At 62.8% G+C, this 24,503-nt stretch carries 17 protein-coding genes and 1 pseudogene; 11 read left to right on the forward strand and 7 right to left on the reverse strand.

Going from position 1 to position 24,503, the window contains the following annotated elements; genetic code table 11:
* Nucleotides 1-43 precede the first annotated feature (43 nt).
* The 4 genes from ACSX1D_RS08960 to ACSX1D_RS08975 all read left to right on the forward strand — a co-directional run bounded on the left by ACSX1D_RS08960 (nt 44) and on the right by ACSX1D_RS08975 (nt 3,966).
* Nucleotides 44-688, forward strand: coding sequence for a hypothetical protein (locus ACSX1D_RS08960; protein WP_439861901.1), 645 nt, complete (start codon nt 44-46; stop codon nt 686-688).
* Between the two features lie 129 nt (nt 689-817).
* A complete protein-coding gene (locus ACSX1D_RS08965; protein ID WP_439861902.1) occupies nt 818-1,855 on the forward strand; it encodes a Rieske 2Fe-2S domain-containing protein in 1,038 nt (345 codons plus the stop codon).
* A gap of 30 nt (nt 1,856-1,885) precedes the next feature.
* A complete protein-coding gene (locus tag ACSX1D_RS08970; RefSeq protein WP_439861903.1) occupies nt 1,886-3,055 on the forward strand; it encodes an MFS transporter in 1,170 nt (389 codons plus the stop codon).
* A gap of 149 nt (nt 3,056-3,204) precedes the next feature.
* Nucleotides 3,205-3,966, forward strand: coding sequence for an enoyl-CoA hydratase/isomerase family protein (locus ACSX1D_RS08975; protein WP_439861904.1), 762 nt, complete (start codon nt 3,205-3,207; stop codon nt 3,964-3,966).
* Nucleotides 3,967-4,544: 578 nt separating this feature from the next.
* Here the strand turns inward: ACSX1D_RS08975 and ACSX1D_RS08980 are convergent.
* The 5 genes from ACSX1D_RS08980 to ACSX1D_RS09000 all read right to left on the reverse strand — a co-directional run bounded on the left by ACSX1D_RS08980 (nt 4,545) and on the right by ACSX1D_RS09000 (nt 11,869).
* Entirely contained in the window at nt 4,545-5,408 is an 864-nt protein-coding gene (locus ACSX1D_RS08980; protein WP_439861905.1) for an MBL fold metallo-hydrolase, read from the reverse strand.
* Between the two features lie 80 nt (nt 5,409-5,488).
* Nucleotides 5,489-6,670: an acetyl-CoA C-acetyltransferase gene (locus ACSX1D_RS08985; protein ID WP_439861906.1), complete on the reverse strand. Its 1,182-nt coding sequence runs from the start codon at nt 6,668-6,670 to the stop codon at nt 5,489-5,491.
* A gap of 248 nt (nt 6,671-6,918) precedes the next feature.
* On the reverse strand, nt 6,919-8,685 hold the full coding sequence (locus tag ACSX1D_RS08990; RefSeq protein ID WP_439861907.1) for an acyl-CoA dehydrogenase C-terminal domain-containing protein: 1,767 nt from the start codon (nt 8,683-8,685) through the stop codon (nt 6,919-6,921).
* 82 nt (nt 8,686-8,767) lie between these two features.
* Nucleotides 8,768-10,138: a xanthine/uracil/vitamin C permease gene (locus tag ACSX1D_RS08995; RefSeq protein WP_439861908.1), complete on the reverse strand. Its 1,371-nt coding sequence runs from the start codon at nt 10,136-10,138 to the stop codon at nt 8,768-8,770.
* Nucleotides 10,139-10,246: 108 nt separating this feature from the next.
* Complete coding sequence (locus tag ACSX1D_RS09000) at nt 10,247-11,869, reverse strand: acyl-CoA synthetase (protein ID WP_439861909.1); 1,623 nt, start codon at nt 11,867-11,869, stop codon at nt 10,247-10,249.
* Nucleotides 11,870-12,095: 226 nt separating this feature from the next.
* Here ACSX1D_RS09000 and ACSX1D_RS09005 point away from each other — a divergent pair, with 226 nt between their 5' ends.
* Both ACSX1D_RS09005 and ACSX1D_RS09010 read left to right on the forward strand, forming a co-directional pair.
* Entirely contained in the window at nt 12,096-14,369 is a 2,274-nt protein-coding gene (locus ACSX1D_RS09005; protein WP_439861910.1) for a PAS domain-containing sensor histidine kinase, read from the forward strand.
* Between the two features lie 3 nt (nt 14,370-14,372).
* A complete protein-coding gene (locus ACSX1D_RS09010; protein ID WP_208709747.1) occupies nt 14,373-15,008 on the forward strand; it encodes a response regulator transcription factor in 636 nt (211 codons plus the stop codon).
* A gap of 1,164 nt (nt 15,009-16,172) precedes the next feature.
* Here the strand turns inward: ACSX1D_RS09010 and ACSX1D_RS09015 are convergent.
* Both ACSX1D_RS09015 and ACSX1D_RS09020 read right to left on the reverse strand, forming a co-directional pair.
* Nucleotides 16,173-16,469: pseudogene (locus ACSX1D_RS09015) on the reverse strand (LasR-specific antiactivator QslA).
* A 671-nt stretch (nt 16,470-17,140) separates the two neighbouring features.
* The gene (locus ACSX1D_RS09020; protein WP_439861911.1) at nt 17,141-18,031 is read right to left on the reverse strand and encodes a LysR substrate-binding domain-containing protein; all 891 of its coding nucleotides are present in this window, start codon (nt 18,029-18,031) and stop codon (nt 17,141-17,143) included.
* An 80-nt stretch (nt 18,032-18,111) separates the two neighbouring features.
* Here ACSX1D_RS09020 and ACSX1D_RS09025 point away from each other — a divergent pair, with 80 nt between their 5' ends.
* The 5 genes from ACSX1D_RS09025 (at nt 18,112) to ACSX1D_RS09045 (ending at nt 24,355) form a co-directional block, all read left to right on the forward strand.
* Nucleotides 18,112-19,320, forward strand: a complete 1,209-nt coding sequence (locus tag ACSX1D_RS09025; protein WP_439861912.1) for a M20 aminoacylase family protein — start codon at nt 18,112-18,114, stop codon at nt 19,318-19,320.
* Between the two features lie 58 nt (nt 19,321-19,378).
* Nucleotides 19,379-20,746, forward strand: a complete 1,368-nt coding sequence (locus ACSX1D_RS09030) for an MFS transporter (RefSeq protein ID WP_439861913.1) — start codon at nt 19,379-19,381, stop codon at nt 20,744-20,746.
* A 294-nt stretch (nt 20,747-21,040) separates the two neighbouring features.
* Complete coding sequence (locus ACSX1D_RS09035) at nt 21,041-22,225, forward strand: OprD family porin (RefSeq protein ID WP_439862290.1); 1,185 nt, start codon at nt 21,041-21,043, stop codon at nt 22,223-22,225.
* A gap of 152 nt (nt 22,226-22,377) precedes the next feature.
* A complete protein-coding gene (locus tag ACSX1D_RS09040; protein WP_439861914.1) occupies nt 22,378-23,124 on the forward strand; it encodes a substrate-binding periplasmic protein in 747 nt (248 codons plus the stop codon).
* Nucleotides 23,125-23,509: 385 nt separating this feature from the next.
* A complete protein-coding gene (locus ACSX1D_RS09045) occupies nt 23,510-24,355 on the forward strand; it encodes an IclR family transcriptional regulator (RefSeq protein ID WP_208709830.1) in 846 nt (281 codons plus the stop codon).
* Nucleotides 24,356-24,503 lie beyond the last annotated feature (148 nt).

Raw genomic sequence — 24,503 nt, forward strand, 5'->3', positions numbered from 1 at the left:
CTGCGCGCCGCAGTTGACCCCGAGGTTACAGGAGATGCCAAGCATGAAGTCGGTCTGCCTGCTCAGCCGGCGTGCCGATCTGTCACGCATTGCCTTTCGCGATTATTACGAGAGCCAGCACTGCCTGCTGGGCATGCGGCACTTCCCGTTTCAGCGCTATGTGCGTAATCACTTGCTTTGTTCAGATCCCGAGGTCGATTTCGATTGCCTCAGCGAGTTTGAGGTCTCCGCTGGCTTTCGCAGCCAGGACGTCCTCAATTCACCGGCCGGTGTCCTTCTGCGAGCGGACGAGCAAAGGTTCATGATTCGCGAACTCATACGCCCGGCTGCGGCGGTTGAAAGCCTGCTGTTTGGCCCGCAGCGGAGCGTTGACAGCTTTGTCAGCGGCCGCCAATTGCTGCTGTTCAAGCGCGGCGACGAAGCGGTGCAAAGCTTCGCCCTGCGTCTCGCGGCCCACGGCGCGGCACTGGGCGCTGCCACCCCAGGCGTACGGCGTGTGACCTTAGATCAATTTCAGGCCTATCCCGGTATCGCGTTCGACTATGACGCCATGTTGTCCTTGTGGCTGGAGGAGGGCGTGGAGGTGGCCAAGAGCGATTGGCCAGCGGAGGTCAGCGTGCTGGTGAGTAGCCATGAAAGCTCGCCCGAACAGTTGGCTGCGCTCTACGCTGGGCCGTCGCTGGATTGATGCGGCGGCGGGCAGCTCTTGAGAACCAGTCCGATTTTCTCTAGTCCATGCGGAGGATGAGCGCGGCCTTCCTCTCGGTAAAGATGAACCGAACTGGCATTCAAGGCTATCCACCAGAGGAACAATAAGATGACCAAGCTTGCTGAAATTCCCGTCGACAATGTCCTGGCTCCACGCTTCGGTCGTGGCTGGCATTGCTTGGGCGAAGCGGTCGATTTTCGTGACGGTAAGCTGCACACACTGAATGTTTTCGGTACGCGCCTGGTGGCGTTCGCCACTTCGGCCGGCGAGATAAAGGTGCTCGATGCGCACTGCCCCCACATGGGCGCGGATCTATCCCAGGGCACCTTGGAAGGCGATCGGGTCGTTTGCCCATTTCATCACTGGCAATACGACGGCAGTGGGAAATGTGTGGAAATCCCGTACTGCAAGCGGATTCCGCCGAAGGCCAAGACTCGCGCCTGGCTGACCTGCGAAGTCAATAACCTGCTGTTCGTGTGGAACAACCCGGAAGGCAAGGCGCCGGCACCGGAGGTGGTGATTCCGCATTTGCCCGAGTTGGATAGCGATGAGTGGATGCACACCTGGCATCTGGACAAGATGATCATCGAGACCAACCCGCGTGAGCTGGTCGATAACCTGGTCGACGCCCAGCATTTCGGCCCGGTGCATGGCACTCCGACCAAGTACTTCGCCAACGTGTTCGAAGGCCACATCGCCCAGCAGATCTTCCATGGCGACTCCGAGCGCCTCGGCGGCGACCTGGTTGCCGAGTCCGCCTACTATGGTCCGGCCACCCACTTGACGCGGATGCGCGCCATGTTCGACGGCATGGAGATCCACTCCATCCTGCTCAACTGCCACGTACCGATTACCGCCAACAGCTTCGAACTGCGTTTCGGCTGCATGGTCAAGAAGGTGCCCGGCTGGAGCGACGAGCAGAACGAAGCCCTGGCCAAGGACTACGTGATGCGCAACCGCGAGTCCTTCTACCAGGACGTGGATATCTGGAGCCACAAGGTGCGGGTCAACAACCCGGTGCTGGCAGAGGGCGACGGACCGGTCTATCAGTTGCGCGAGTGGTACCAGCAGTTCTTTATGGACGAGGTCAGCGTGCCGCCAAGCATGGCCGAACGCCGCGAAATCATCACGGTCGGTCAGCGCTAGTTTGGCCTAGGGCCGGAAGGGGCGAAGACAATGAGGGGCCACAAGACCTTGTATGTCATGCTGGCGGCCAGCTTCGCCTCCACCATCGGCGGCTTGCCGTTCAATACACTTCCCGTATTGCTCGGCTCGCTGGCCGATACCTTTGGCTTCAGCACCGAGCACCTCGGCGCCCTTGGTTCTGCTTGTTTTGCCGGCTATCTGTTCGGCACCTTGCTATCAGTAGTGTGCATGGATCGCCTGAACTGGCGTTGGCTCACTCTGGGGTGTGCCGGCGGCGCGGCCTTTGTTTTGCTGGTATCGTCACAGATGCCGGGGAAAGCGCAGTTGCCGCTATGGGTATTGCTCGGATTCTTTTCAGCACTGATGACCTGCCTTGGGCTGCGCATCATGGCTGAAATGGCGGATAAGGAGCGTGCGCTTGGCTTGCGTCAAGGGATCGAACTGGCGCTGGTGGCTGTGGTGCTGTTCAGCCTGCCATCGTTGATGATCGCACGATTTCAGTACTCGGGCGCAGCGTTGTTTCTAGCCGCCATCATCCTTGTACTAAGTGCAAGTGCGTTTGTGCTGCCGCAGCGAAGTGATCTCGCCAAGCCTGCCGCAACGAACCAGTCGCTTGCTGCAAGCTTTAGGTTACCCCCCGCCGCCTACACCGCACTGATTCTTTTCTTTCTATTCGGTACGGGCCAGATCGGCTTGTGGGCGTTCCTTGAGCGGTTCGGCAATGCACTGGCCTTACAGCCGACTGAGTTGGGCATCGTTTTCGCTGTCCTGAAACTGCTCGGAGGGGCCGCGGCGCTTGTACTGGCGCTGGCCGGTACTCGCCTCAGCCTTGGTAAACCCTACCTGCTCACATTTGTAACGATCAGCGTTGGCCTGTTGCTGCTCGGCAAGGCCGAAGGGTTTCTGCCGTATGCCTTTGGCGCCTGGATTTGGGAAGTGGGGTTCACTTGGGGCTGCATCTTTCAAACCGCGGCCGTTGCCCGGTTGGACCCCTCTGGTCGCTCGATCATGTTGATTCCGGCCGCATTCGCTCTTAGCTCAATCGCCGGGCCGATGCTGGCAGGCAAGCTGATTGGGGAGGGCTTTAGCCCATTACTCTGGCTGGCCCTCGGGTGCGCAGTTATTCCTTTAATCGGATTTTCACTTCTGAAGCGCCGGCGCACTACGACCAAGCAATTGCCGAGTACGGCCGCGGCTTGATAATGCACGAAATTGACAAGGCCCTCGATGTGAAGGGGTATTTGAAGCGTCGAGGAAGTTCTCTGTTGCGGTGTTGTATCCGGCAATAGGACTCTCGACTAATGCTCTTCGGTTTTGATTGTTCCGGAAATACTTAAGGAGTTCCCGCGATGGCCGATTCACCCCTCATAGTCGAGTATCAAGGTGCTGTCGCTTACCTGCGGTTCAACCGTCCGCAGGTCCTCAACTCACTGAATTTAGAGATGGCCGGTGCCTTTCACGATGCTTGTCAAAGCGTCGCGACTGATAACGCCGTCAGGGTATTGGTTCTCTCGGGCATGGGGCGCGCCTTCATGGCGGGAGGCGATCTGCAGGCACTGCGCGACAACCCGGAGTCGGCTGCTGCCGCACTGATCGCGCCTTTGCATAAGTCGGTCCAGCTGCTCGCGGGTATGAAGGCGCCGGTGATCGCCAGCGTGCACGGTGCTGCGGCGGGAGCCGGGCTGAGCTTGATGATGGGCGCTGACCTGGCGATCGCTGCCGAAGGAACCAGGTTCAATTTTGCCTATACCGCTATCGGCGCAAGCTGTGATGGCGGTGCCTCATGGGGCTTGTCGCGCTTGCTCGGATTGCGCAAGGCCATGGAAATAGCCTTGCTTGGGGAGAGTTTTGACGCCGAGCAGGCATTGCGTATAGGTCTGCTGAATAGAGTGGTTCCTGCCGAGCAATTAATTGAGGCCACAGCCGAAATGGCGTGTCGCCTTGCCTCTTATGAGCCACATGCGCTGGCCCACCTCAAGCAGCTACTGCGTGCCGCTCCTGAAAGAAACCTTGACGCTCAATTGCGGGCTGAGGAACAGGCGTTCCTGGACTGCGCGGCGCGTCCCGAATTCAAGAAGGCCATCGATGATTTTTACGCGCGCCGGGCTTGAGTGGGGCTGCGCTTTGGGGCGCTCTACTAAGTCCACGCTGAGCTTCTGGAAGTAGTCTGTTTGGAGGAGGCGGGCAACGACCGTACTGCTTAGGCTTGAATCGAGGCTTTGCCTTATTTTGAGGCGGGGCTTCAGATGTTTATCTAACGATTATTAGATAGTGCTGAGGTCGAGCATGAAAACAAGAACAATGAAACTATTTTGTGTCGGGATTGTCTGTGTGTTTGCAAGCCTATCCTGGGTCCTGTTGTCGGTGAATGTTCCCCATCGATACGCAGTGAAGGAGAGCTGTTTTGTTAGCTCTGAAAGGTGTTATTTGCCGCCGGTCTCGCTGAGTCAGATATTGCCCTGAGTTGGTTATACAGAGGTAAGTCAATTAAGTGGCCGACGGCGGCTGCGTGCTGCCGTAACTGTCAGCAAGGCGCTTAGCTTGACTGCCTCTGGGGCAGGACAATGCTGGATTCGAGTTCAGCCTTGGCGCACCTCGCGGGTGGAACAGAGGGCAACAGCCCTCGCAAAACGCCGGTGCGGGGGCTGCCCCAGGTAGTTGGTTCGACGGCTTCGACCTAAGCCGTCAACTACTCAGTCAGTGCGCATACTTGCGCCGAGACATCGGTCAAGCTGTAGCGTCCTACGTCGTCGCGCATTACCCGGCCCACGGCGACTTGCGGATCATGGGTGAAGATGATCCGGCCATGATTGACGAGGTGGTCGAGCAGTTGTTCCTTCTCTTCGATCAGGCCTTCGGGGAAACGGTCGTAGCCCATGGTGAGGGGCAGGTGAACCCAGGGTGCTGCGGGGACCAGGTCGCCGGCGAAAACTACCGGTCCGGCGGGCATGTTGATTTCCGGCAACAGTTGTCCAGGGGTGTGGCCATCGCTCCAGTGCAGTCGCCAGTCGTCGCCGAGCAACTCGCTGCTGCTGGTTTCTTCCAGCAGATCCAGCCTTCCGCTTTCGCGCAGCAGTTTGAGCAGTTCCGGGATGTAGGAGGCGCGGTCGCGCGGGTGTGGATTGCACGCGCGCTGCCACTGGCGCTGGCCGGTGACGAAGCGGGCATTGGGGAACAACAGGCGTGGTGGCTGGTTTGCTGCCCAGGGGGCGAGCAGGCCGCCGGCGTGGTCGAAGTGCAGGTGGGTCAGGAGCACGATATCGATATCCGCGTCGCTCAGGCCCGCATTCGCAAGACTGTCGAGCAGCACATGATGCTCCTCCTGCACGCCATAGCGCGCCTTGAGTTCCGGGGAGAAGAACGCGCCGATGCCGGTCTCGATCAGGATGTTGCGTGCGTCCTCCTGTACCAGCAGGGTACGGCAGCCGAGGTCGATACGGTTCTGCTCGTCGGCCGCCATCCAGCGCTGCCAAAGGAACTTGGGGGCATTGCCGAACATGGCGCCGCCGTCGAGCTTCTGGCTGTTGCCCGCCAGGGTGGTGAGGGTTCGCATCAATGGTCCTCGATCAGGAGGTGGGCTGTAGTCGGGTCAACTGGCCCGGAGCAGGCAGGAGGGCGGCTCTCAAACGTGGCTCAGGTGCGTTCGATAGCCAGGGCCACGCCCTGACCGCCACCGACGCAGAGGGTGGCCAAGCCTTTCTTGGCGTCGCGGCGGACCATCTCATGGACCAGGCTGACCAAAACGCGGCAACCCGAAGCGCCTATCGGATGCCCCAGGGCGATGGCGCCGCCGTTGACGTTGACCTTGTCGGTATCCCAGCCCAGTTCCTTGCCGACCGCCAGGGCCTGGGCGGCGAAGGCCTCGTTGGCCTCGATCAGGTCCAGTTGCTCCAGGCTCCAACCGGCTTTATCGAGCGCCTTGCAGGTCGCGAAGACGGGGCCGATGCCCATGATTGCCGGGTCGACCCCGGCACTGGCGCTGGCCTTGATGCGCGCCAGTACGGGTAGCCCCAGGCTGGCGGCTCTTGCTGCGCTCATCAACAACACCGCGGCGGCGCCGTCGTTGAGCGTCGAGGCGTTGCCTGCCGTGACGCTGCCGTCCTTCTTGAAGGCCGGACGCAACTTGCTCAGGGCCTGTACGGTCGTACCCTGGCGCGGCTGTTCGTCGACTCTGAACTGGAGGGGAGCGGCGTTTCTCTGTGGGATCTGCACCGGGATGATCTCGGCCTCGAAGCGTCCGCACTCGATGGCCTCACAGGCGCGCTGCTGCGAGAGGGCGGCGAAGGCATCCTGCTCATCGCGTGACAGGCCGTATTGCTCGGCCAGGTTCTCGGCGGTGATGCCCATGTGGTACTGATTGAAGGCATCCCACAGGCCATCCTCGATCAGGCTGTCGACCAGCTTGCCGTGGCCCATGCGCAGACCCGAGCGCGCCTGCTCGACAACATAGGGGGCCAGACTCATGTTTTCCTGCCCCCCCGCGATGATGACCTCGGCGTCGCCGCAGCGGATCGCCTGGGCGCCGAGGATGACCGCCTTGATACCGGAGCCGCAGACCTTGTTGAGCGTCAGTGCCGGTACCGTATGGGGCAGCCCGGCCCTGATCGCTGCCTGACGGGCTGGGTTCTGTCCGGCTCCGGCGGTGAGTACCTGGCCGAGAATCACCTCATCGATCTGTTCGCCGGCAAGGCCGCTTTGCGCCAGCAGGGCACGGATCACCGTCGCCCCCAGCTCGACTGCGGGGACACGACTCAGCGTGCCCTGAAAACTGCCGATGGCGGTGCGGCTGGCACCAACTATTACCACTTCATGCATGTGGATCTCCTGGGGTAGTGGTGGCGCGGGCCCGGGCTGTGCGCCGCGGGCGACCGGGTCGCCGTTGGCTGGCATGCAGCGTCGCCGCCCTTGGCTCTCCTGGCGACGTCCACGCCTGTCGTGTGGCCTTGTTTCGGCTTCTTGCTGCCCGGGCGGAAGTGGCGGTTGCTGACGCGTGCCTGTACCCGCTAGGGCTGGAATAAAAAAGCGCGGAGCCTCGGTGTAGAACTCCGCGCAACGCTCAATCGTCAGAACTGTTCGGCTCTCAGGCCGAACAGTGGGGCGCTGCCGGCGCGGATACAGGCCTCCAGGGCCAGGGTCCGCGGCAGCAAGCGTGAGAAGTAAAAAGCCGCCGTCGCTTGTTTGGCGGTATAGAACTCATCTGCCTCGGCTTTGGCCTGTGCGACAGCCGCCATGCGTGCCCACATGTAGGCATAGGCGACATAGCCAACCAGGTGCAGGTATTCAACGGAGGCGGCGCCGACTTCGTTGGAATTGTCCTTGGCCTGCGCCAGCAGCCAGTCGCTGACGCCTTCCAGGCGCTCGGTCGCGGCCAGCAGCTCGTCGCAGAATGGCGTGCCGGAGGCGGCAAAGCTGCGGATTTCGCCGGTGAACAGATACAGCGAGGCACAGCCATTGGCCAGCACCTTGCGCCCGAGCAGGTCGAGGGCCTGGATGCCGTTGGTGCCTTCGTAGATCTGCGCGATGCGCACGTCGCGTACCAGTTGCTCCTGGCCCCATTCGCGGATGTAACCATGGCCGCCGAACACCTGCTGGCCGTGTACGCAGCTCTCGAGACCGCTGTCGGTAAAGAACGCCTTGGCCACCGGGGTCAGCAGCGCCACCAGGGCCTCGGCATTGCGTTTCTCCTCGGCGTCTTCGGCAAACTTGCTCAGGTCGAGTTGTTGCCCGACATAGCTGGCGAAGGCGCGCCCGCCCTCGGTCATGGCCTTGATGCTGAGCAGCATGCGGCGCACATCGGGATGCACGATGATCGGGTCGGCGCTCTTTTCAGGAGCCTGCGGGCCGCTCGGTGCGCGGCTTTGCAGGCGCTCACGGGCGTAGCTAACGGCGTTCTGGTAGGAAGCCTCGGCGCAGCCGATGCCCTGCAGGCCGATAGACAGGCGTTCGTAATTCATCATGGTGAACATCGCCGCGAGCCCCCGGTTGATTTCGCCGACCAGGTAGCCGCTGGCACCGTCGAAGTTCATCACGCAGGTGCTGGAGGCCTTGATGCCCATCTTGTGCTCGATTGAGCCGCAACTCACGGCGTTGCTGGCACCCAGGCTGCCATCGGCGTTGACCAGTTTCTTGGGCACCAGGAACAGCGAGATGCCCTTGGGGCCGGCCGGCGCATCCGGCAGCTTGGCCAGCACCAGATGGATGATGTTCTCGGTCAGGTCCTGTTCGCCGCCGGTGATGAAAATCTTGCTGCCGCTGATGCGGTAGCTGCCGTCGGCCTGGGGTTCGGCGCGGGTGCGGATCAGGCCCAGATCGGTGCCGGCATGGGCTTCGGTCAGGCACATGGAGCCGGCCCAGCGGCCTTCGTACATCGGCGGCAGGAAGGTACTTTTCAGTTCCTCGCTGGCATGGGCGTCGATCGCCAGGCAGGCGCCGGCGCTCAGAGCCGAGTAGAGCGCGAAACTGGAATTGGCGGCGTAGAGCATCTCCTCGAACTGCACGGCGAGCATTTTCGGCATGCCCATGCCGCCGTACTGTGGGTTGCCCGACAGGCCGACCCAGCCGCCGCCGATGTAGGTGGCATAGGCCTCCTTGAAACCGCTCGGCGTGGTGACCTGGCCATCCCGCCAGCGGGCCCCTTCTTCGTCACCGGTGCGGTTGAGCGGGGCGATCAGCTGGCCGGTGACCTTGGCGGCTTCTTCGAGAATCGCGCTGGCGGTTTCGGCATCCACGGTCTCGGCCAGGGCCGGCAGGCGTGCCCACAGGCTGGGGGCCTGGAAGACTTCATGAAGGACGAAATGCAGGTCGCGCAGGGGGGCATTGAATTCAGGCATGGCAGTCTCTTTGCGGCAGCCGCCACTGGTCAGTGGCGCAGGGATTAACGAGGGGCCCACCCGCAGGCGGGCCCGCTCAGGCTCAGTCGGCTTTAGGGTTAGGGCTGGTGGCAGCGCTGCTGGTGAAGCGCAGCAGGTGCGTGCGCTCCACCAGGATGTACAGCGCTGCTCCGGCCGCGAGGCCCCAGCCTGCGCCGTACACGGCGAGAACCACGCCCATGGTGCCGGCGATACCGCGCTCGGTGTTGTTGCTCAACTGCTCGAAGCCGACCATCAAACAGATATAACCGGTGAGCATCAGGGTCAGTGACAGAGCGATCGGCAGTACCGGTTGGAAGAAGCTCACCAGCGGCAGGACGAACAGGGCGATGAAGCCGGTGATCCAGAAGGTGCCGGCGCCGCTGTAGATCGAGTCCATGGCCTTGCGCCCGTACTTGTAGCGTTCGGCCATGGTCGCGGCAACTGCGGTCCACAGCGGTCCGGCCAGGCCAGGGTAGGGCGCGAAGAACGCGTGCAGGGCATTGCGCAACGCGGTGACAAGGTGGATGCGGTCGATGTTGTTGTCGATCTTCTCGTCGGTACGCAGTTCATCGGCGCGCTGCATCAGCGACTGGCCGACGATGATGTCGCCAAAGGCAATGATGTAGGCGATCACCGCGGTCGGTACGGCCAGCAGGAAGACTTCCAGATCGGGGAAGCCGACGGTGAACGGCAGGTAGTTCCACATCTCGCCGAATGCCGGGGCGGTGATGCCGAAGCGGATGTCCGGCATCTTGTATTCACCGACCGCGATGCCGATGAAGATCGCGAGCAACATGCCTGGGACCATGCCGTAGTTGACGATTTTGCGCGCCATCGGCAGTCGCTCGGTGAGTCCCTTGAACGACACCGAGAACATCAGGTACAGGCAGATCAGGGTGCCCAACACCAGGGAGATGGGGGTGTTGGCCAGGCGCCCGCCGCTGGAGATCTCGCCCATCAGCGCGGCGATGCCGGCGCCGATGATGATGCCGCCCTTCATCGAGTTGGGGATCAGGCGCACCAGCACGCTGCCCAGGCGGGTTGCGCCGAGGAACAGGAAGATCAGAAACACCAGAAACTGCAGGGCGAACAGCGCCTGGATCGCCTGCGGGCCCGGTTCGAAGTTGCCGAGGAACAGCAGCACCACCGGGATGCCAGGCGTGATCCAGCCGGGCACCAGGGGGACGCCGAGCAGCGCCGGCAGCATGAAGCCGACGCCGCAGACCACCACGTAGGCCAGGGCGACGTCGTAGGGCAGGCCCAGGTACTTTTCCAGCAGGGGAATCATCGCCAGGCTGACCACGAACATGATCAGCGCCTGCAACATCTCCGCGGTTTCCCAGCGGTAGTGAATGAACGGCAGGCGCAGCTTGAAAGGGCCCATCTTCCAGAAGGGTTGTTCAGCACCGTCTTTGCGCTTGATCAGTTGCATCAGGATTGCCTCCGTAGGCACGGCCGTACCCCTCGGATACGTGCCGATTTCTTGTTGTTGTGAAACGGATGGTTAGCGGGCCGCCGGTATCGCAGCGGCGGCCCGGGGTTACAGCGCCTTGGCCATGTCGCGCAGGACGAACTTCTGCACCTTGCCGGTCGAGGTCTTGGGCAGCAGGGTGAAGACCACGGTGCGCGGCACCTTGAAGCCGGCCAGGTGTTCACGGCAGAAACCGATGATGTCGCTCTCGGGGGTACTCAGGTGTTCGGCCTTGAGGGTGATGAAGGCGCAGGGCGTTTCGCCCCATTTCTCGTCGGGGCGCGCGACCACTGCGGCTTCGAGCACGGCCGGGTGGCGGTAGAGCACACCTTCCACCTCGATGGTGGAAATGTTCTCGCCACCGGAAATGATGATGTCCTTGAGGCGGTCGCGGATTTCCACATAGCCGTCCGGGTGGCACACGGCCAGGTCGCCGGTGTGGAACCAGTCGCCGGCGAAGGCTTCGGCGGTGGCGGCGGGGTTCTTCAGGTATCCCTTCATCACCGTGTTGCCGCGCATGAAGACCTCACCGACCGTCTGACCATCGCGCGGCGTTGGTTCCAGCGTCTTGGGGTCCGCCACCATCAGGCCTTCAAGGGTGGCGTAGCGCACGCCCTGGCGAGACTTGATTTCAGCGCGTTGCTCCAGTGGCAGTTCATCCCATTCGGCATGCCAGGCGCACAGGGTGACCGGACCATAAACCTCGGTGAGCCCGTAGACGTGGGTGACCTTGATGCCCATTTCCTCGACGGCGCCGATCACCTTGGCCGGCGGGGCGGCGCCGGCAACCATGGCGTTGACTGGGTGATCGATGGCCGCCTTGGCCGATTCCGGCATGTTAACCAGTGCATTGAGCACGATGGGGGCGCCACACAGGTGACTGACCTGGTGTTCGCGGATCAGGTTGAGGATCTTCTGCGGGTCGACCCGGCGCAGGAACACATGCACACCGGCCATGGCGGTGATGGTCCAGGGGTAGCACCAGCCGTTGCAGTGGAACATCGGCAGGGTCCAGAGGTAGACCGGATGATTGCCCATGGCCCAGGTCATCTGGTTGCCCAGGGAGTTCAGGTAGGCCCCGCGGTGGTGGTAGACCACGCCTTTCGGGTTGCCCGTGGTGCCGGAGGTGTAGTTCAACGAAATGGCTTGCCACTCGTCCGCCGGCCATTGCCAGGCGAAGTCCGGATCGCCTTCGGCCAACAGGGCTTCGTAGTCGAGTTCGCTGACAGCCTCGCCCTCGCCGTACTCGGGGTCGTCGACGTCGATGACCAGCGGCGGCTGTTCGAGCAGAGCGACGGCCGAGCGTATGACCTGATGGAACTCTCGATCGGTGATCAGCACCTTGGCCTCGCCGTGCTGCAGCATGAAGGCGATGGCCTCGGCATCCAGGCGCACGTTGAGGGTGTTGAGCACGGCACCAATCATGGGAACACCGAAGTGTGCCTCGAGCATTGCCGGGATGTTCGGCAGCATCACGGCCACCGTGTCTCCCTTGCCGATACCGCGCCCCGCCAGCGCCGAGGCCAGACGTCGACAGCGGGCGTAGGTCTCGGCCCAGGTCCGGCGAATCGACCCATGAATCACCGCGGGGTATTGCGGGTACACACTGGCTGTGCGCTCGATAAAGCTGAGTGGGGTGAGGGCGACGTGGTTCACGGCAGCAGGGGCAAGACCCTGTTCATAGATCGACATGCTAGGCACCCGATGGCTGATTATTGGTTTTGTTTCTGACCCGCCCGGCTCGCTCGGAAAGGTCGGCTCGTTGTCAGGTGTACTTTATATACCAATAACGACTTTCTATGGAATATATACCGTAGTCGTATAGTAGAAACACTATATTATCTTCTAGTTGATAGAGAGATAAAGCCATTTTTCCTAGCCGGCGGTATGCTCTGCTCCACCTAAACGCGGAGTCCCCATGACCCATAGCCCTGTTCGCCTGGATACCTGGCTGCGCCTGCAACGTGAAGGTGTCAGCCTGGCTGCCCGCGCAGATGCGCTATGCCAGGTGTTGCTGGGTTGGCCCGAAGTGCGCCAGGCCTTCTACCTGAGCTGGCAGCCCGGCACGCAAACCTACAGTCATGAGGGAAGCGGCCAGCACCTTCCGCCCGGGCAGGGCGATCCGTTGCTGGCCAGTGATCGGCCGTTGTTCGAATGCCTGGCGACCGAGGGATGCCTCGATTTGGCGCGAGTCCGGCAACTCGACTGCTGGCTGTCCGGGCGCTTGCGGCGCGCCGCCATCGATGCGGGACAGGCGTTTTGCCTGGCACTGCAGGCGGGGCAGGACGGGGTGCTGTTGGTGGAGGTGCGCGAGGGGGTGAGCCAGGACTGGATGGGCGCGATCCAGGCACTGCTGCAGACCCTCTCCGCGCTGTCTGGCGACATGCTGCGCGGTTCGCCCCTGCTCGGCTATGACCCCCAGCCGAGTCTATTGATGGATGCCGAGGCGCGGCCGCTGGAGCTGAATGCGGCGTTGTTGAAGTTGTTGGCGCATAGCCCCCTGGGCGAGGTGCTGCGATGCCTGCCGGTGAATCACCAGGCGCTGGTTCGTGCCAGCCTCAACCAGCAGCGGGCCATCGAGGAGGTCGAGGCCAGTTTCGCTGAGCAGGTCCTGGTCTGGACCTTCATCCCTGATCCCCAGGCGCAGCGGGTGCTGGCCCGCTGTCGAGTCGCCACGAGCCAGGTGGTGGCCGAGCGCGAGGCGGCCAAGGCGCGTCGTCTGTACCGGCTGATCACTGAAAACACCACCGACCTGATATCCAGGCACACCCCGGACGGTCGCTTTCTCGATGCCTCGCCAGCCTCCTGGACGCTGCTGGGGTATTGGCCGGAGGAGTTGCGCGGGCAACTGGCCCAGGGCCTGTTCCACGCCCACGACCTGGCGCATCAGGTGCAGCGCGCGCGCGATGCGCTGGAGCAAGACGGCTACCACACCATGACCTACCGCATCCGTCACCGCGACGGCCACTACCTGTGGTTCGAGACGGCCTGCCGGGGCATACGTGAAACCTATACCGGTGCGGTGGTCGAAGTGGTCAGCGTGTCGCGTGACATCACCGCGCGGGTGCAGGCCGAGGAAAACAGACGGCGGCTGGCCGAGGTGGTCGAGGCCAATACCGACCTGGTGCTGTTCATCGACTCGCAGGCGCGTGTCACCTATCTCAACCCGGCGGCGCGCCGAGCGCTGCGGCTCGCAGAGCAGCAGCCGATCCCGTCGCTGGCCGAGATACTGCCCCGCGACGATCTGGCGCGACTGGCACGCGAGGGCTGGAGCGCCGCCGAACAGTCCGGGGTGTGGAGTGTCGACTCGCGCCTGCAGCCGTCGGCTGGCGGGGGCTCGCTGCCGGTATCGCTGGTGCTGCTGGCCCACCGTGCCGCAGGAGGCGAGCGCTACTACTCGCTGGTCGCGCGGGACATGAGCGAGCGCGAGTTGCGCGAGACGCAGCAGCGCCGGCATCAGGACGAGCTGGCCCATACCGCACGGCTGGTGACCCTTGGCGAACTGGCGTCCGGTATTGCTCACGAGATCAACCAGCCGCTGGCGGCGGTGGTCAATTATGCCTGCGCCAGTCAGCGCTATCTGCAGAGCCTGGGCGACAACCCCCAGGCCGGCGAACGCATCGGCCAGGGTTTGACGCGTATCACCGAGCACGCCAATCACGCGGCGGAGGTGATCAAACGTCTGCGGGCCTTTCTGCGCAAGGGCCAGCGGCGCATGCAGGCCCTCGATCTGGCTGAGGTGGCGCGCGGCGCGGTGCGACTCTGCGCCTGGGAGGCAACCAGCTGCCAGGTGGCGATCGAGGAGCAATTACCGGACAATCTGCCGCTGGTCTATGTCGACCGGGTATTGCTCGAGCAGGTTTTGCTCAACCTGTTGCGCAACGCCATCGAGGCCAACCGCGAGGCCCATTCCGAGCGGCCCTCACGCATCGAGCTGTCTGCCGTGGAGCAGGCCGGAGAACTGTGCATTCGCGTACAGGATCAGGGCGGCGGGGTGGCCGAGGCCGAGCTCGAGCACATATTCACCCCGTTCTACACCAGCAAGGTCGATGGGCTGGGGCTGGGACTGTCGATGAGTCGCAGCATCATCGAGGGTTTCGGCGGTTCGCTCGAGGCCCGAGCTGGCGAGGGCGGCGGCTTGTGCCTCGAGTGCCGTTTGCCGTTGGCCCGTACAGAACAACATTCGGAGTGATCGATGCCGCAACAACAGGAACAACTGGTCTATGTGGTCGACGATGATCAGGGCATGCTCGACTCCACCGTCTGGCTACTGGAGTCGGTCGGGCTCAAGGCCTTGCCCTACACCAGTGGACGGGCCTTTCTCGATGCCTGTGAGCCAGACCGCAACGCCTGCGTGCTGCTCGACGTGCGTATGCCAGGCATGGGCGGCCTGAACGTACAGGAAGAACTGCGCCAACGCGGCATCGAGCTGCCGTTGATCTTCGTCAGCGGGCACGCCGATGTGCCCATCGTGGTGCGGGCGTTCAGGGCGGGCGCGGTGGACTTCATCGAGAAGCCCTACAACGAGCAGCTGCTGCTGGACAGCGTGCAGCAGGCGTTGAGCCGGCGCGCGCCCCCCGTGCGTCACGACACCCGCTTGGCCGAGGTGCAGGCACGACTGGAAAGCCTTACTCCCCGCGAACGTGATGTCCTGTTGCCGCTGGTGCGGGGCTACACCAATCGGGAAGTGGCCGAGCAGTTGGAGATCAGCGTCAAGACGGTCGACCTGTATCGCTCGCGAGTAATGAAGCGCATGCAGGCCGAGACCCTGGCGGAACTGGTCGGCATGGCCATCGCGGCCGGACTGGTCGACCCGTTGGCGATGCGCTGACGGCATCTCGAGCAGGAATTGGGCAAGTGCCCAGTCGCCATGTGAGTCTGCTCAGTTGTTGCTCAGGCGGCATGCTCCTTGGGGGCCCCCGGGGGGCGGCGACGTTGAACCGGTCTCATTGCCGAGGACGGCGAGTGAACAGCCCTGCCAGTACCTTTGCCGACGTCCCCAGGGGAGTTCCACGCAAGCTGAGAATTCCGAGCGACATAGGCGGCAGGGGGGTAATGGACAATTGCTGCAGGCCGGCGCCAGGCAGGAGTCGCTGAGCAAGGCTGGTGGGCCGAATCCGATGTTGGCTGTTCGGCGCCTCAGCTCGATGCGTCTGGGTTAAAGCTTCACATGACACGATGTTTCTCTGCGTCTCGATGTCTTGCGTCGCCAGCCGTCGCACGAAGTGGTTGCTCAGGCTCCCCTCGATGAGGTTCAGCACCCAGTTGGCGTCTTTGAGTTCCGCCCATGTCCGAGCACCCGGCATCGGGTGGTCGCGGCGGCCAGTGGGGCGGCGTGGACGTCAGCCAACGCTTCGAAGCTCACCTCATACGGCAGATCTTCTGGGTTAGATAGGTGGTAAGAAAATGGTACGGATGGTTTGGAGTTTCTGGCAAAAGCCTCTAAAGCCTTGATCTGAGATCTTTAAGCCGTCCAATCCATCAATCGGGTCGCTACTAGCCATCTTTGAGTGGGAGCAGTTCGCGTATGCCGCCGGCTGTGTTGGGGGAAATGTGGGGGAATTGCTCCCCCAAAACATGGTGCGTCTTGCTTAATTTTGTTGCATGGATGTTCTTTTAAATCAGTAGCTTGGTTTGGTGGTCGTTGAAAATATGACGTAGATATTGGATTCGAAATCCGTTCAAATCGACCGAGCAGTTTGTCTGTGTGTTTGCAAGCCTATCCTGGGTCCTGTTGTCGGTGAATGTTCCTCATCGATACGCAGTGAAGGAGAGCTGTTTTATTAGCGCTGAAAGGTGCTATTTGCCGCCGGTCTCGCTGAGTCAAATACTGCCCTGAGGTGACAAAAGATAGGGTCAGCGGCACCATCCCGCGCAGCAGCCGGGTGGAAACCTTCCGTATTCTTGATTTTGAGGGAGCCCCTGCTCTTTGCGTCAGGAGGGCTCGCCTGCGGCACAAGGGATGAGCCGGCGGCAGCGCTGGCTCAGTGCCTGCTTAGAGATACAGCGCCACCGCCTTAACGGACCCGTCGCCCTGTCGGGGTGAGCAGGCGCGTTGGCGAGTGCGGCTGAGAAAGCCCACTTCGAATGCACGCCGTTCGATAGAGCGGGGTTGGTGGTCGCGCTCGGCGATCATCGCTGCTCGGAGCTAGCCGCTGCGAGGTTTATCGAGCGAGGTCTGAGCGAAGCTCACACCCTGGTTGAAGGTTTGCCGACGGTCCGCGAGCCAGGTGATCTCCATGCCAGGGTAGCCATCGTGCGGCGGCAATAGGGTGACGATGCCTATGTTCATGACGCGACACCTCCTCGCGCTGCGGAAAGCTGGGCTGCAGGTGTATATCGCTTCTGTCACGACGCAGTGCAAAAAAATTGCTTAATCAAACCTTTTTAGTTAAGCAAGTCTATGATTTTGAAAAGAAAATACTAGAGGTTTGTCCAATCCATCATCGGTGCCACGGAAAAGCGGCGGGACAGCGCAGGGCGCGTGATTGCTGGGTTTGAGGCTGATTCTAGAGACATCTGACTCGTCGCGTTTCCGGCTTGCTCCCGGGCGTGGCGTTCTCTATGGGCGGTGATGCAATCTGCCGCGCTTAGAGTCCGCTGTACCGTGCAGATCGGTATGAAGAAGAACGGCGTGCGAGTTTACCAAGGGCGCCAGACTTTTGCCCGTCTGCAGGTCGCGCAGGGGTGGGCCGACTGTCGTGAGACCGTGCTGAGTGAACCGGGTGCTACCGAGCGGGTGAACCGTTCCTGATGGCGCCTGCCGATCCATTGCGAACGCCAATCTCGGGTAGTTATTGCGCCTCGGCTTTGTCGGGGCGCTGGTCCAGGTGGACTCGGGGCTGCGCCGCAAAGGCATCGATCCTCAAGAGTGAAAGGATCGTCTGTTTTCGGGGCTCCCAGCCCAAAATTCGCATGAAGGTGTGGACTCGGAGTCGCCGAGGCGGCGACCTTGAACCGGCCTCATTGCCGAAGGCGGCGAGTGAACAGCCCTGCCAGTACTTTTGCCGACGTCCCCAGGGGAGTTCCGCGCAAGCTGAGGATTCCGAGCGACATAGGCGGGGGCAGGGGAGTAACGGACAGTTGCTGCAGTCCGGCACCAAACATGGGGTCGCTGAGCAGGGCTGTTGGCCCGAAGCCTATGTAGTCGGTACGTCGCATCAGTTCGAGCATGAGTGTCAGCGAGGCACAGGCCATTATGTGTTTGGGCGTGTCGATGCCGTTGGCCGACAGCCATCGCAAGAAGTGGTTGCCCATGCTTCCGTCGCTGAGGTTCAGGACCCAGTTTGCGCCCTTGAGTTCTGTCCAGGTCTGAGCGCCAGCCAACGGATGGCCGAGACGGCCGGTGGGGGCGGCGTGGACCTCGGCCAACGCTTCGAAGCTCACCTCATAAGGCAGATCTTCCGGGTTAGCCAGTGCGACCGCGAAATCGAGCCGGCCCTCCAATAGGCCCGGCAGGGCCTGGGTCAGCAGTCCTTCCTCCAGGCTCAGGGTGGCATCCGGTTGCGTGCGGCGGAATTCGGTCAGGATTGGGGGTAGGACCGTCGCGGCCACCAGCGGTGTAAGGGCGACGGCTACGCGCGCGCCGGCGCCACCGCGCAGGGCGCGGATCTCCTCTCGTGCCTTATCGAGTGTCGCATGCGCAAGGCGTGCGCGAACCAGCAACGCGTGGCCAGCGGGCGTGAAATCAATGCCTCGGTAGCTGCGCGTGAGCAACTCCGCACCGACATCTTCCTCAAGCTCCCGCAAGGCCTTCGTGAGCGCGCTCTGGCTCAGGTTCATCGCGCGCGCGGCGGCGCGGATCGAGCCGGACTCGGCGACCTGGATCAGGGCTTTGAGCTGATGGTCTTTCATGATGTAGGTGATTCCTCGTGGTTGTCACCTAGGAAAAAGTACTGCCTTCCATTGGGCACTGCAAATTCTATTATCGAGTCATGAATACATTCGATCTCTACCGACCCAATGAAGCCGCGATGAAGACATGGCGGCGAACTATTCATCAGCATCCTGAGCTGGGTTTCAGCGAGTTTGCGACCAGCCGGCTGGTGGCCGACTGTCTGGAGCAGTGGGGCTACGAGGTGCATTGCGGCATTGCGGTGACCGGTGTCGTGGGGACCTTGCGCTGGGGCGAGGGCGGGCCGCGGCTCGGCCTGCGTGCCGATATGGACGCGCTGCCGATTCAGGAGCTGACCGGCCTGCCATGGGCCAGCCAGACGCCCGGTCAGATGCATGCCTGTGGCCATGATGGTCACACCACGATGCTCCTGGGCGCCGCGCAAGTGTTCGCGCGCATGCACCGGGAAGGGCGCCTGCCGGGCAGCGGCACGTTGCACCTGATCTTTCAGCCGGCCGAAGAGCTGGGCGGCGGCGGCGGAGCACGGCGCATGCTCGATGAGGGTTTGCTCGAGCGCTTCCCATGCGACGCGGTTTTCGCGATGCACAACTACCCGGGTGTCCCGACAGGCCATTTCCGTTTTCGCGCGGGGTCCTTTATGGCCTCGTCCGATCGCGTGGTAATCCGTTTCAGCGGCAAGGGGGGGCATGGCGCTTTGCCGCACCTCGCCGTGGACCCGATGCTCCCGGCCGCCGCGACCGTACTCGCACTGCAGACCATCATCGGGCGCAACATCGAGCCGAACGACGCAGCGGTCATCAGCGTGGGACGCATCGCCGCGGGAAAAACCTACAACGTGATTCCCGAAACGGCCGAGATGGAGCTGAGCGTGCGCGCCCTGCGACCAGAAGTGCGCGATTTGCTCGAGGCGCGTATTCGCAGCCTGGTCGACGGGCAGGCTGCAGCCTTCGGCGTCAGCTGCGAAATCGATTACGAGCGCGGCTATCCGGTCCTGGTCAACAGCGTGCGGGAAACGCAGCTAGCCGCCGAGGTCGCGCGCGAACTGGTCGGCGATGCGCAAGTAGTCGATGACGCCTCGCCTTTGAGTGGGAGCGAAGACTTCGCCTTCATCCTGCAGCGGGTCCCGGGTTGCTACCTGCTCATCGGTAACGGCGACAACGGTTTCGGCGGTGGCGAGCACCTCGGCCCCTGCAGCGTGCACAACCCCCATTACGACTTCAACGACGAATGTTTGGTACCTGGCGCGGCCTTCTGGGTGGCGCTAGGCGAGCGGTTCTTCGGTGAGTGAATAGCTGTCGTCACTCGCTTTCATAACAACAAGTAAGCTCTATCGTGGAGATGACATCATGAGTAGGCAAAAAACGGCTCCCCCCAAGCACCAGGTTATTGCAGCCGTGATCGGCAACGCGTTGGAATGGTACGACTTCATCGTCTTCGGTTTCCTCGCCGTGCTGATTTCGCGCCTGTTCTTTCCCAGCGAAAGTGAATACAGCTCGCTGCTCATGGCCACGGCGACATTCGGCGTCGGCTTCTTCATGCGCCCGGTCGGCGGCATCCTGCTCGGTATCTACGCCGACCGCAGGGGGCGCAAGGCCGCGCTGCAGCTGATCATCGGCATGATGACGGTATCCATCGCGATGATCGCATTCGCCCCTCCTTATGCCGCGATCGGTGTCGCCGCGCCAATGCTCATCGTGCTCGCCCGCCTGCTGCAAGGCTTCGCCACAGGCGGTGAGTTCGCCAGTGCCACCTCCTTCCTGATCGAGAGTGCACCGGCCAATCGCCGCGGACTCTATGGCTCCTGGCAGATGTTCGGCCAGGGCCTGGCGGTGTTCTGTGGCGCCGCCATTACCGCACTGGTGACCAACGGACTAACGCCGGAGGCGCTTGACGCCTGGGGCTGGCGCATCCCCTTCATCATCGGCCTGATCATCGGCCCGGTCGGTCTGTGGATGCGCCGCCACCTGTCGGAAACCAGTGCCTTCCTCGAAGCTCGGCAGGCCCCCAAGGAAAAGCAGTCGCTCGCCCGCATGCTGCGTAATCATCTGCGCGAGGTGATTACCGTCATGGGCCTCACCGTGTGCGGCACCGTCGGCTTCTACGTGATCCTTGTCTACATGCCGACCTTCGCCAATCGGCAATTGAACTTGGCGCTGACCGACGCCTTTACCGCCCAGGTGATTGCCGTCGCCCTGATGACGCTGCTGATGCCGGTATTCGGCGCGCTGTCCGACCGGCTTGGCCGCAAAGCGCTGATCATCGCCGCGACCGCCAGTCTGCTTGTCGCCCTGTATCCCTTGTTCAGCTGGGTTCATGCGGCACCGTCCTTCGCTCGCCTGATGACCATGCAGGTCGTACTGTGCACGCTGCTGGCCGCGTACTTCGGGCCAATATCCGCGGCGATGGCCGAGCAGTTCCCCGCCGGCGTGCGTTCCACCGGTCTTGCGCTCGCCTACAACCTGGCGGTGATGATCTTCGGCGGTTTTGCCCAATTCATCGTGACCTGGCTGATCCATACCACCGGCCTGGCCATCGCGCCGGTGTTCTACGTGATGTTCGCCGCGGCCCTCGGCCTGGTGGCCGCCTTCTTCCTGGTCGATCGCACCCACGAGGCTCATCTCGCGGTGGTCGATGATGGCGGCGCGGCGAACCCCGAAGTGCAACCAACCGCTGGCGACGTGCCGACCAACCGTGTGAGCACCCAAGGCCTGTAGACGCGGGCCAACGACTAGCCGTGGCGGATGCCGGTCTTGCGACTGCCTCCTGGGTCTCGAGACCACGCACCGCCACCGAGCCCAGCGTGCCGGGTGTGCCGGACAGCAGGCCCGCCGCGATTTCAAGTCGTCCATTCGCTCGCCTGCTGCGACGGGCCCGGTAGCAACGGGGCCAGCCTGCACCGAGCATAACGAATTCGCAAAACTAACCTGTCGGAAATAACAACAATGCACCACATCCAATTGATTGGGGCGCGCCCGCTCGCGCGCCTGTTCGCCGCCCCGTGTCTGCTGATGGCATCCGTGGCCATGGCAGGCGTCGTCGACGATAGCAAGGCCAGCCTGGAGCTCCGCAACTACTACCTGAATCGCGACTTCCGCCAGGAGTCGGCCCGCCAGGCAAAAGCTGCCGAGTGGGGCCAGGGCTTCATCGCCCGGTTCGAGTCGGGCTTCAGCGAGGGCCCGGTCGGTGTCGGACTCGACGCCATCGGTGCGCTTGGGATCAAGCTGGACTCCAGCCGCGATCGTCGTGGCACCGGACTGTTGCCGTTCGACCCAGCCAGCAAGGAGCCGGTGGACGATTACAGCGAGCTGGGCTTGACCGGGAAGCTGCGCGTGTCGAAGAGCGTGTTGCGCCTGGGGACCTTGCAACCCTGGCTGCCGATTGCCATCTACAACGACACCCGCCTGCTTCCTTCGACCTTCCAGGGCGGCATGCTCACGTCCCAGGATATCGAGGGCCTGACGCTCGATGGCGGGCGTCTGACCCGCAGCAATCTGCGCGACTCCTCCAGCCGTGACGAGATCGGCTATGGCAGTGCCACCAGCGACGCATTCGACTTCGCGGGGGGCAGCTATGCGCTCAATCCCCAGCTCGCCCTCAGCTACTACTATGGCCAGCTCGACGAGATCTACCGCCAGCAATTCATCGGTCTGGTGCACAACCAGGCGTTGCCCGGAGGATTCAGCCTGCGCAGCGATATTCGTTACTTCGACAGCCGCGGCGACGGCAGGCAGCGCGCGGGTGAGATCGACAATCGCAATTTCAACGGCATGTTCAGCCTCAGCCACGGTGGCCATAAGGTCAGCGCGGCCTGGCAATCCCTGTCGGGCAACAGCGCTTTCCCCTACCTGAACGGTGGAGCGGCCTACGTCGTCAACCTGGTGACCCTCAACGACTTCACGCGTGCCGATGAAGACTCCTGGCAACTTCGCTATGACTACGACTTCGCTGCCCAGGGAATTCCCGGACTGACGTTCATGACCCGTTACGTCGATGGTCGCAACGTCAGAACGGCGACGACCCGTAGCGGCGAGGAATGGGAGCGCGATACGGACCTGGCCTACGTTGTGCAAAGTGGCAGCCTCCAGGGCCTGAGCCTGCGCTGGCGCAACGTGAGCTTCAGGTCTGGTAATGGCCTCACGACCGATATTGACGAGAATCGCCTGATCCTCGGCTACACCCTGGCGCTCTGGTAGGGCTCGAGGCTCTGCTGAGGACTGACTCAGGCGTTCCCAGGCTTGGGAAGTCCAGTTGGCGGGTGTGCCGCGGCTGTTCAACGCCAAGGACTAAGCTACAGCCAATGCCATCTGCCGAGGGCATCGTCTTGCGTTCGTTGCTCCATTGCTGCTTGTCGGTTCTGCTACTGGGGGTGTGGCTGCCGTCGTCCTTGTCGGCCGAACCGTTGCGTCTGTTTTCCCAGGAATACCCGCCGGTGAACTTCAGTCGCGATGGAGAGCCGGCCGGCATGGCCGTGGACGTGGTGCGCGAATTGGCACGGCGCAGCGGCCAGCCGATCACCCTGGAGGTGGTTCCTTGGGCGCGTGCCTACCGGGGAGCGCTGACCTTGCCCAATGCAGGGCTCTTCGTCGCGATGCGCACCGCAGAGCGCGAGCCCTTGTTCCAGTGGGTCGGGCCGATCACCGTGAACATCACCAGCTTCTACGGGCTGACCCGTTCGGCGCCGCGCATCGTCAGCCTCGACGATGCGCGGCAGCATGGCGAGATCGCGGTGCCGCGCGAGTGGTACAGCCATCAGCTGCTGCTCGCCGAGGGGTTCACCAATCTGCACCCGGTTCCCGGACCGGACATGGTAGTGCAGATGCTCAAGCACGGGCGGGTGAAGCTGATGGTGATGGATAACCTTGGGCTGTCGGCGTACCTGGCTCGCGGAGGATTGCGTGAAGACGAGGTGACGCTGCTGTTCAGCTTCCTGCGCAGCTACAGCTACATTGCCTTCTCGTCCGAGACCGACCCCTCACTGGTCGCCCGTTGGCAGGATGAGTTGGACGGCATGAAGCGCGACGGCAGCTTTGCGGCGATCCATCACAAATGGCTGCCGGGTAAGGAGATGCCCGGCCTGCGGGCACAGCCCTGAGCCACCAGCGGCCGCGTCAGGCCATGCTCGATCTGCGTGTAGGGGCTAACGGCGCGCGTGTCGGCGCCGACTGGCGGTGGCATGTCCAGTCCGGGCACCACGCTTTCCTGGGTTATGCCGATAAGTAATGGCGCGTCCCCGCTCCTGAGCAAGATTCGACCAGGGCGGGGGCGCTCCTACCTTTGCCGGGGCGTGGACCGGCGGGAGGAAATGATCCCGCTTCGTGGGCAGAACCATGCCCAGTCCGTGGCAGGTACCTGACCGTAGCGATCGCGAGACCGGGCGCGGGCAAGGTTATCAGGTGAAGCGTCGGGGTCAATTGCGATTATCGAACTATGGTTCGATAATCGATCCGAGTTAAATCATGTCCGCCATCGGAGCCTGTATGAGCGAACCAAGACCGACCCAGCCACCCTTGGCGCCCCCCCCCTACGTGTCGCCGGCCCAGCGCATCGCCGAGTTCGCCGGCGATCCGAATTTCATGGCCTCCCTGGCCCGGGGGCTGGCGGTGATCAATGCCTTTCAGGAACGCAAGCGCCACCTGACCATCGCGCAGATCAGCCACCGCACGGATATTCCCCGCGCCGCCGTGCGCCGCTGCCTGTACACCCTGATGCAACTGGGGTACGCCACCACCGATGGGCGCACCTATTCGCTGTTGCCCAAGGTGCTGACCCTGGGGCACGCCTACCTGTCGTCCACGCCCCTGGCGGTGTCGGCGCAGCCCTATCTGGACCGCATCAGTGAGCAGCTGCACGAGGCCTGCAACCTGGCCACCCTGGAAGGTGAGCAGGTGCTCTATATCGCCCGCTCGGCGATTCCCCAGCGCCTGATCTCGGTGGACCTGAGCGTCGGCAGCCGCCTGCCGGCCTATTGCACCTCCATGGGCCGCATTCTCCTCGCGGCGCTGGACGATGACAGCCTGCACGACTACCTGAACAACGCCGAACTGCAGCCCAAGACCAGCCGCACCCTGCACACCCCGCAAGACCTCTGGGCCTGCCTGCAGCAGGTGCGCGAGCAGGGCTGGTGCATCGTCGATCAGGAGCTGGAGCAGGGCCTGCGTTCGCTGGCGGTGCCGGTGTACGACTCGGCCGGGCATGTGTTGGCGGCGATGAACCTCAGCACCCACGCCGGGCGGGTGTCGGTCGGCGAGCTGGAGAAGCGCTACCTGCCGATCATGCTCGGCGCCAGCCGCGAGCTCAGCAGCCAGTTGTTTGCGCCACTCTGAGCGAGGCGGCGGCCAGGCGTTAATCGCACGGTTTCTGCCGGCATCGATTGACGCGATTTCCCCCGGCTCCTTATCGTGGCAGACGGTCAGCGCCGCTTGAGCCGCTTGTCCGATAGCTGCAAAGGCGGCCATGCACTGTGGCATACAC

Origin of the sequence: Pseudomonas sp. MBLB4136, from assembly GCF_051904765.1 — a bacterium.
Lineage (GTDB): Bacteria > Pseudomonadota > Gammaproteobacteria > Pseudomonadales > Pseudomonadaceae > Aquipseudomonas.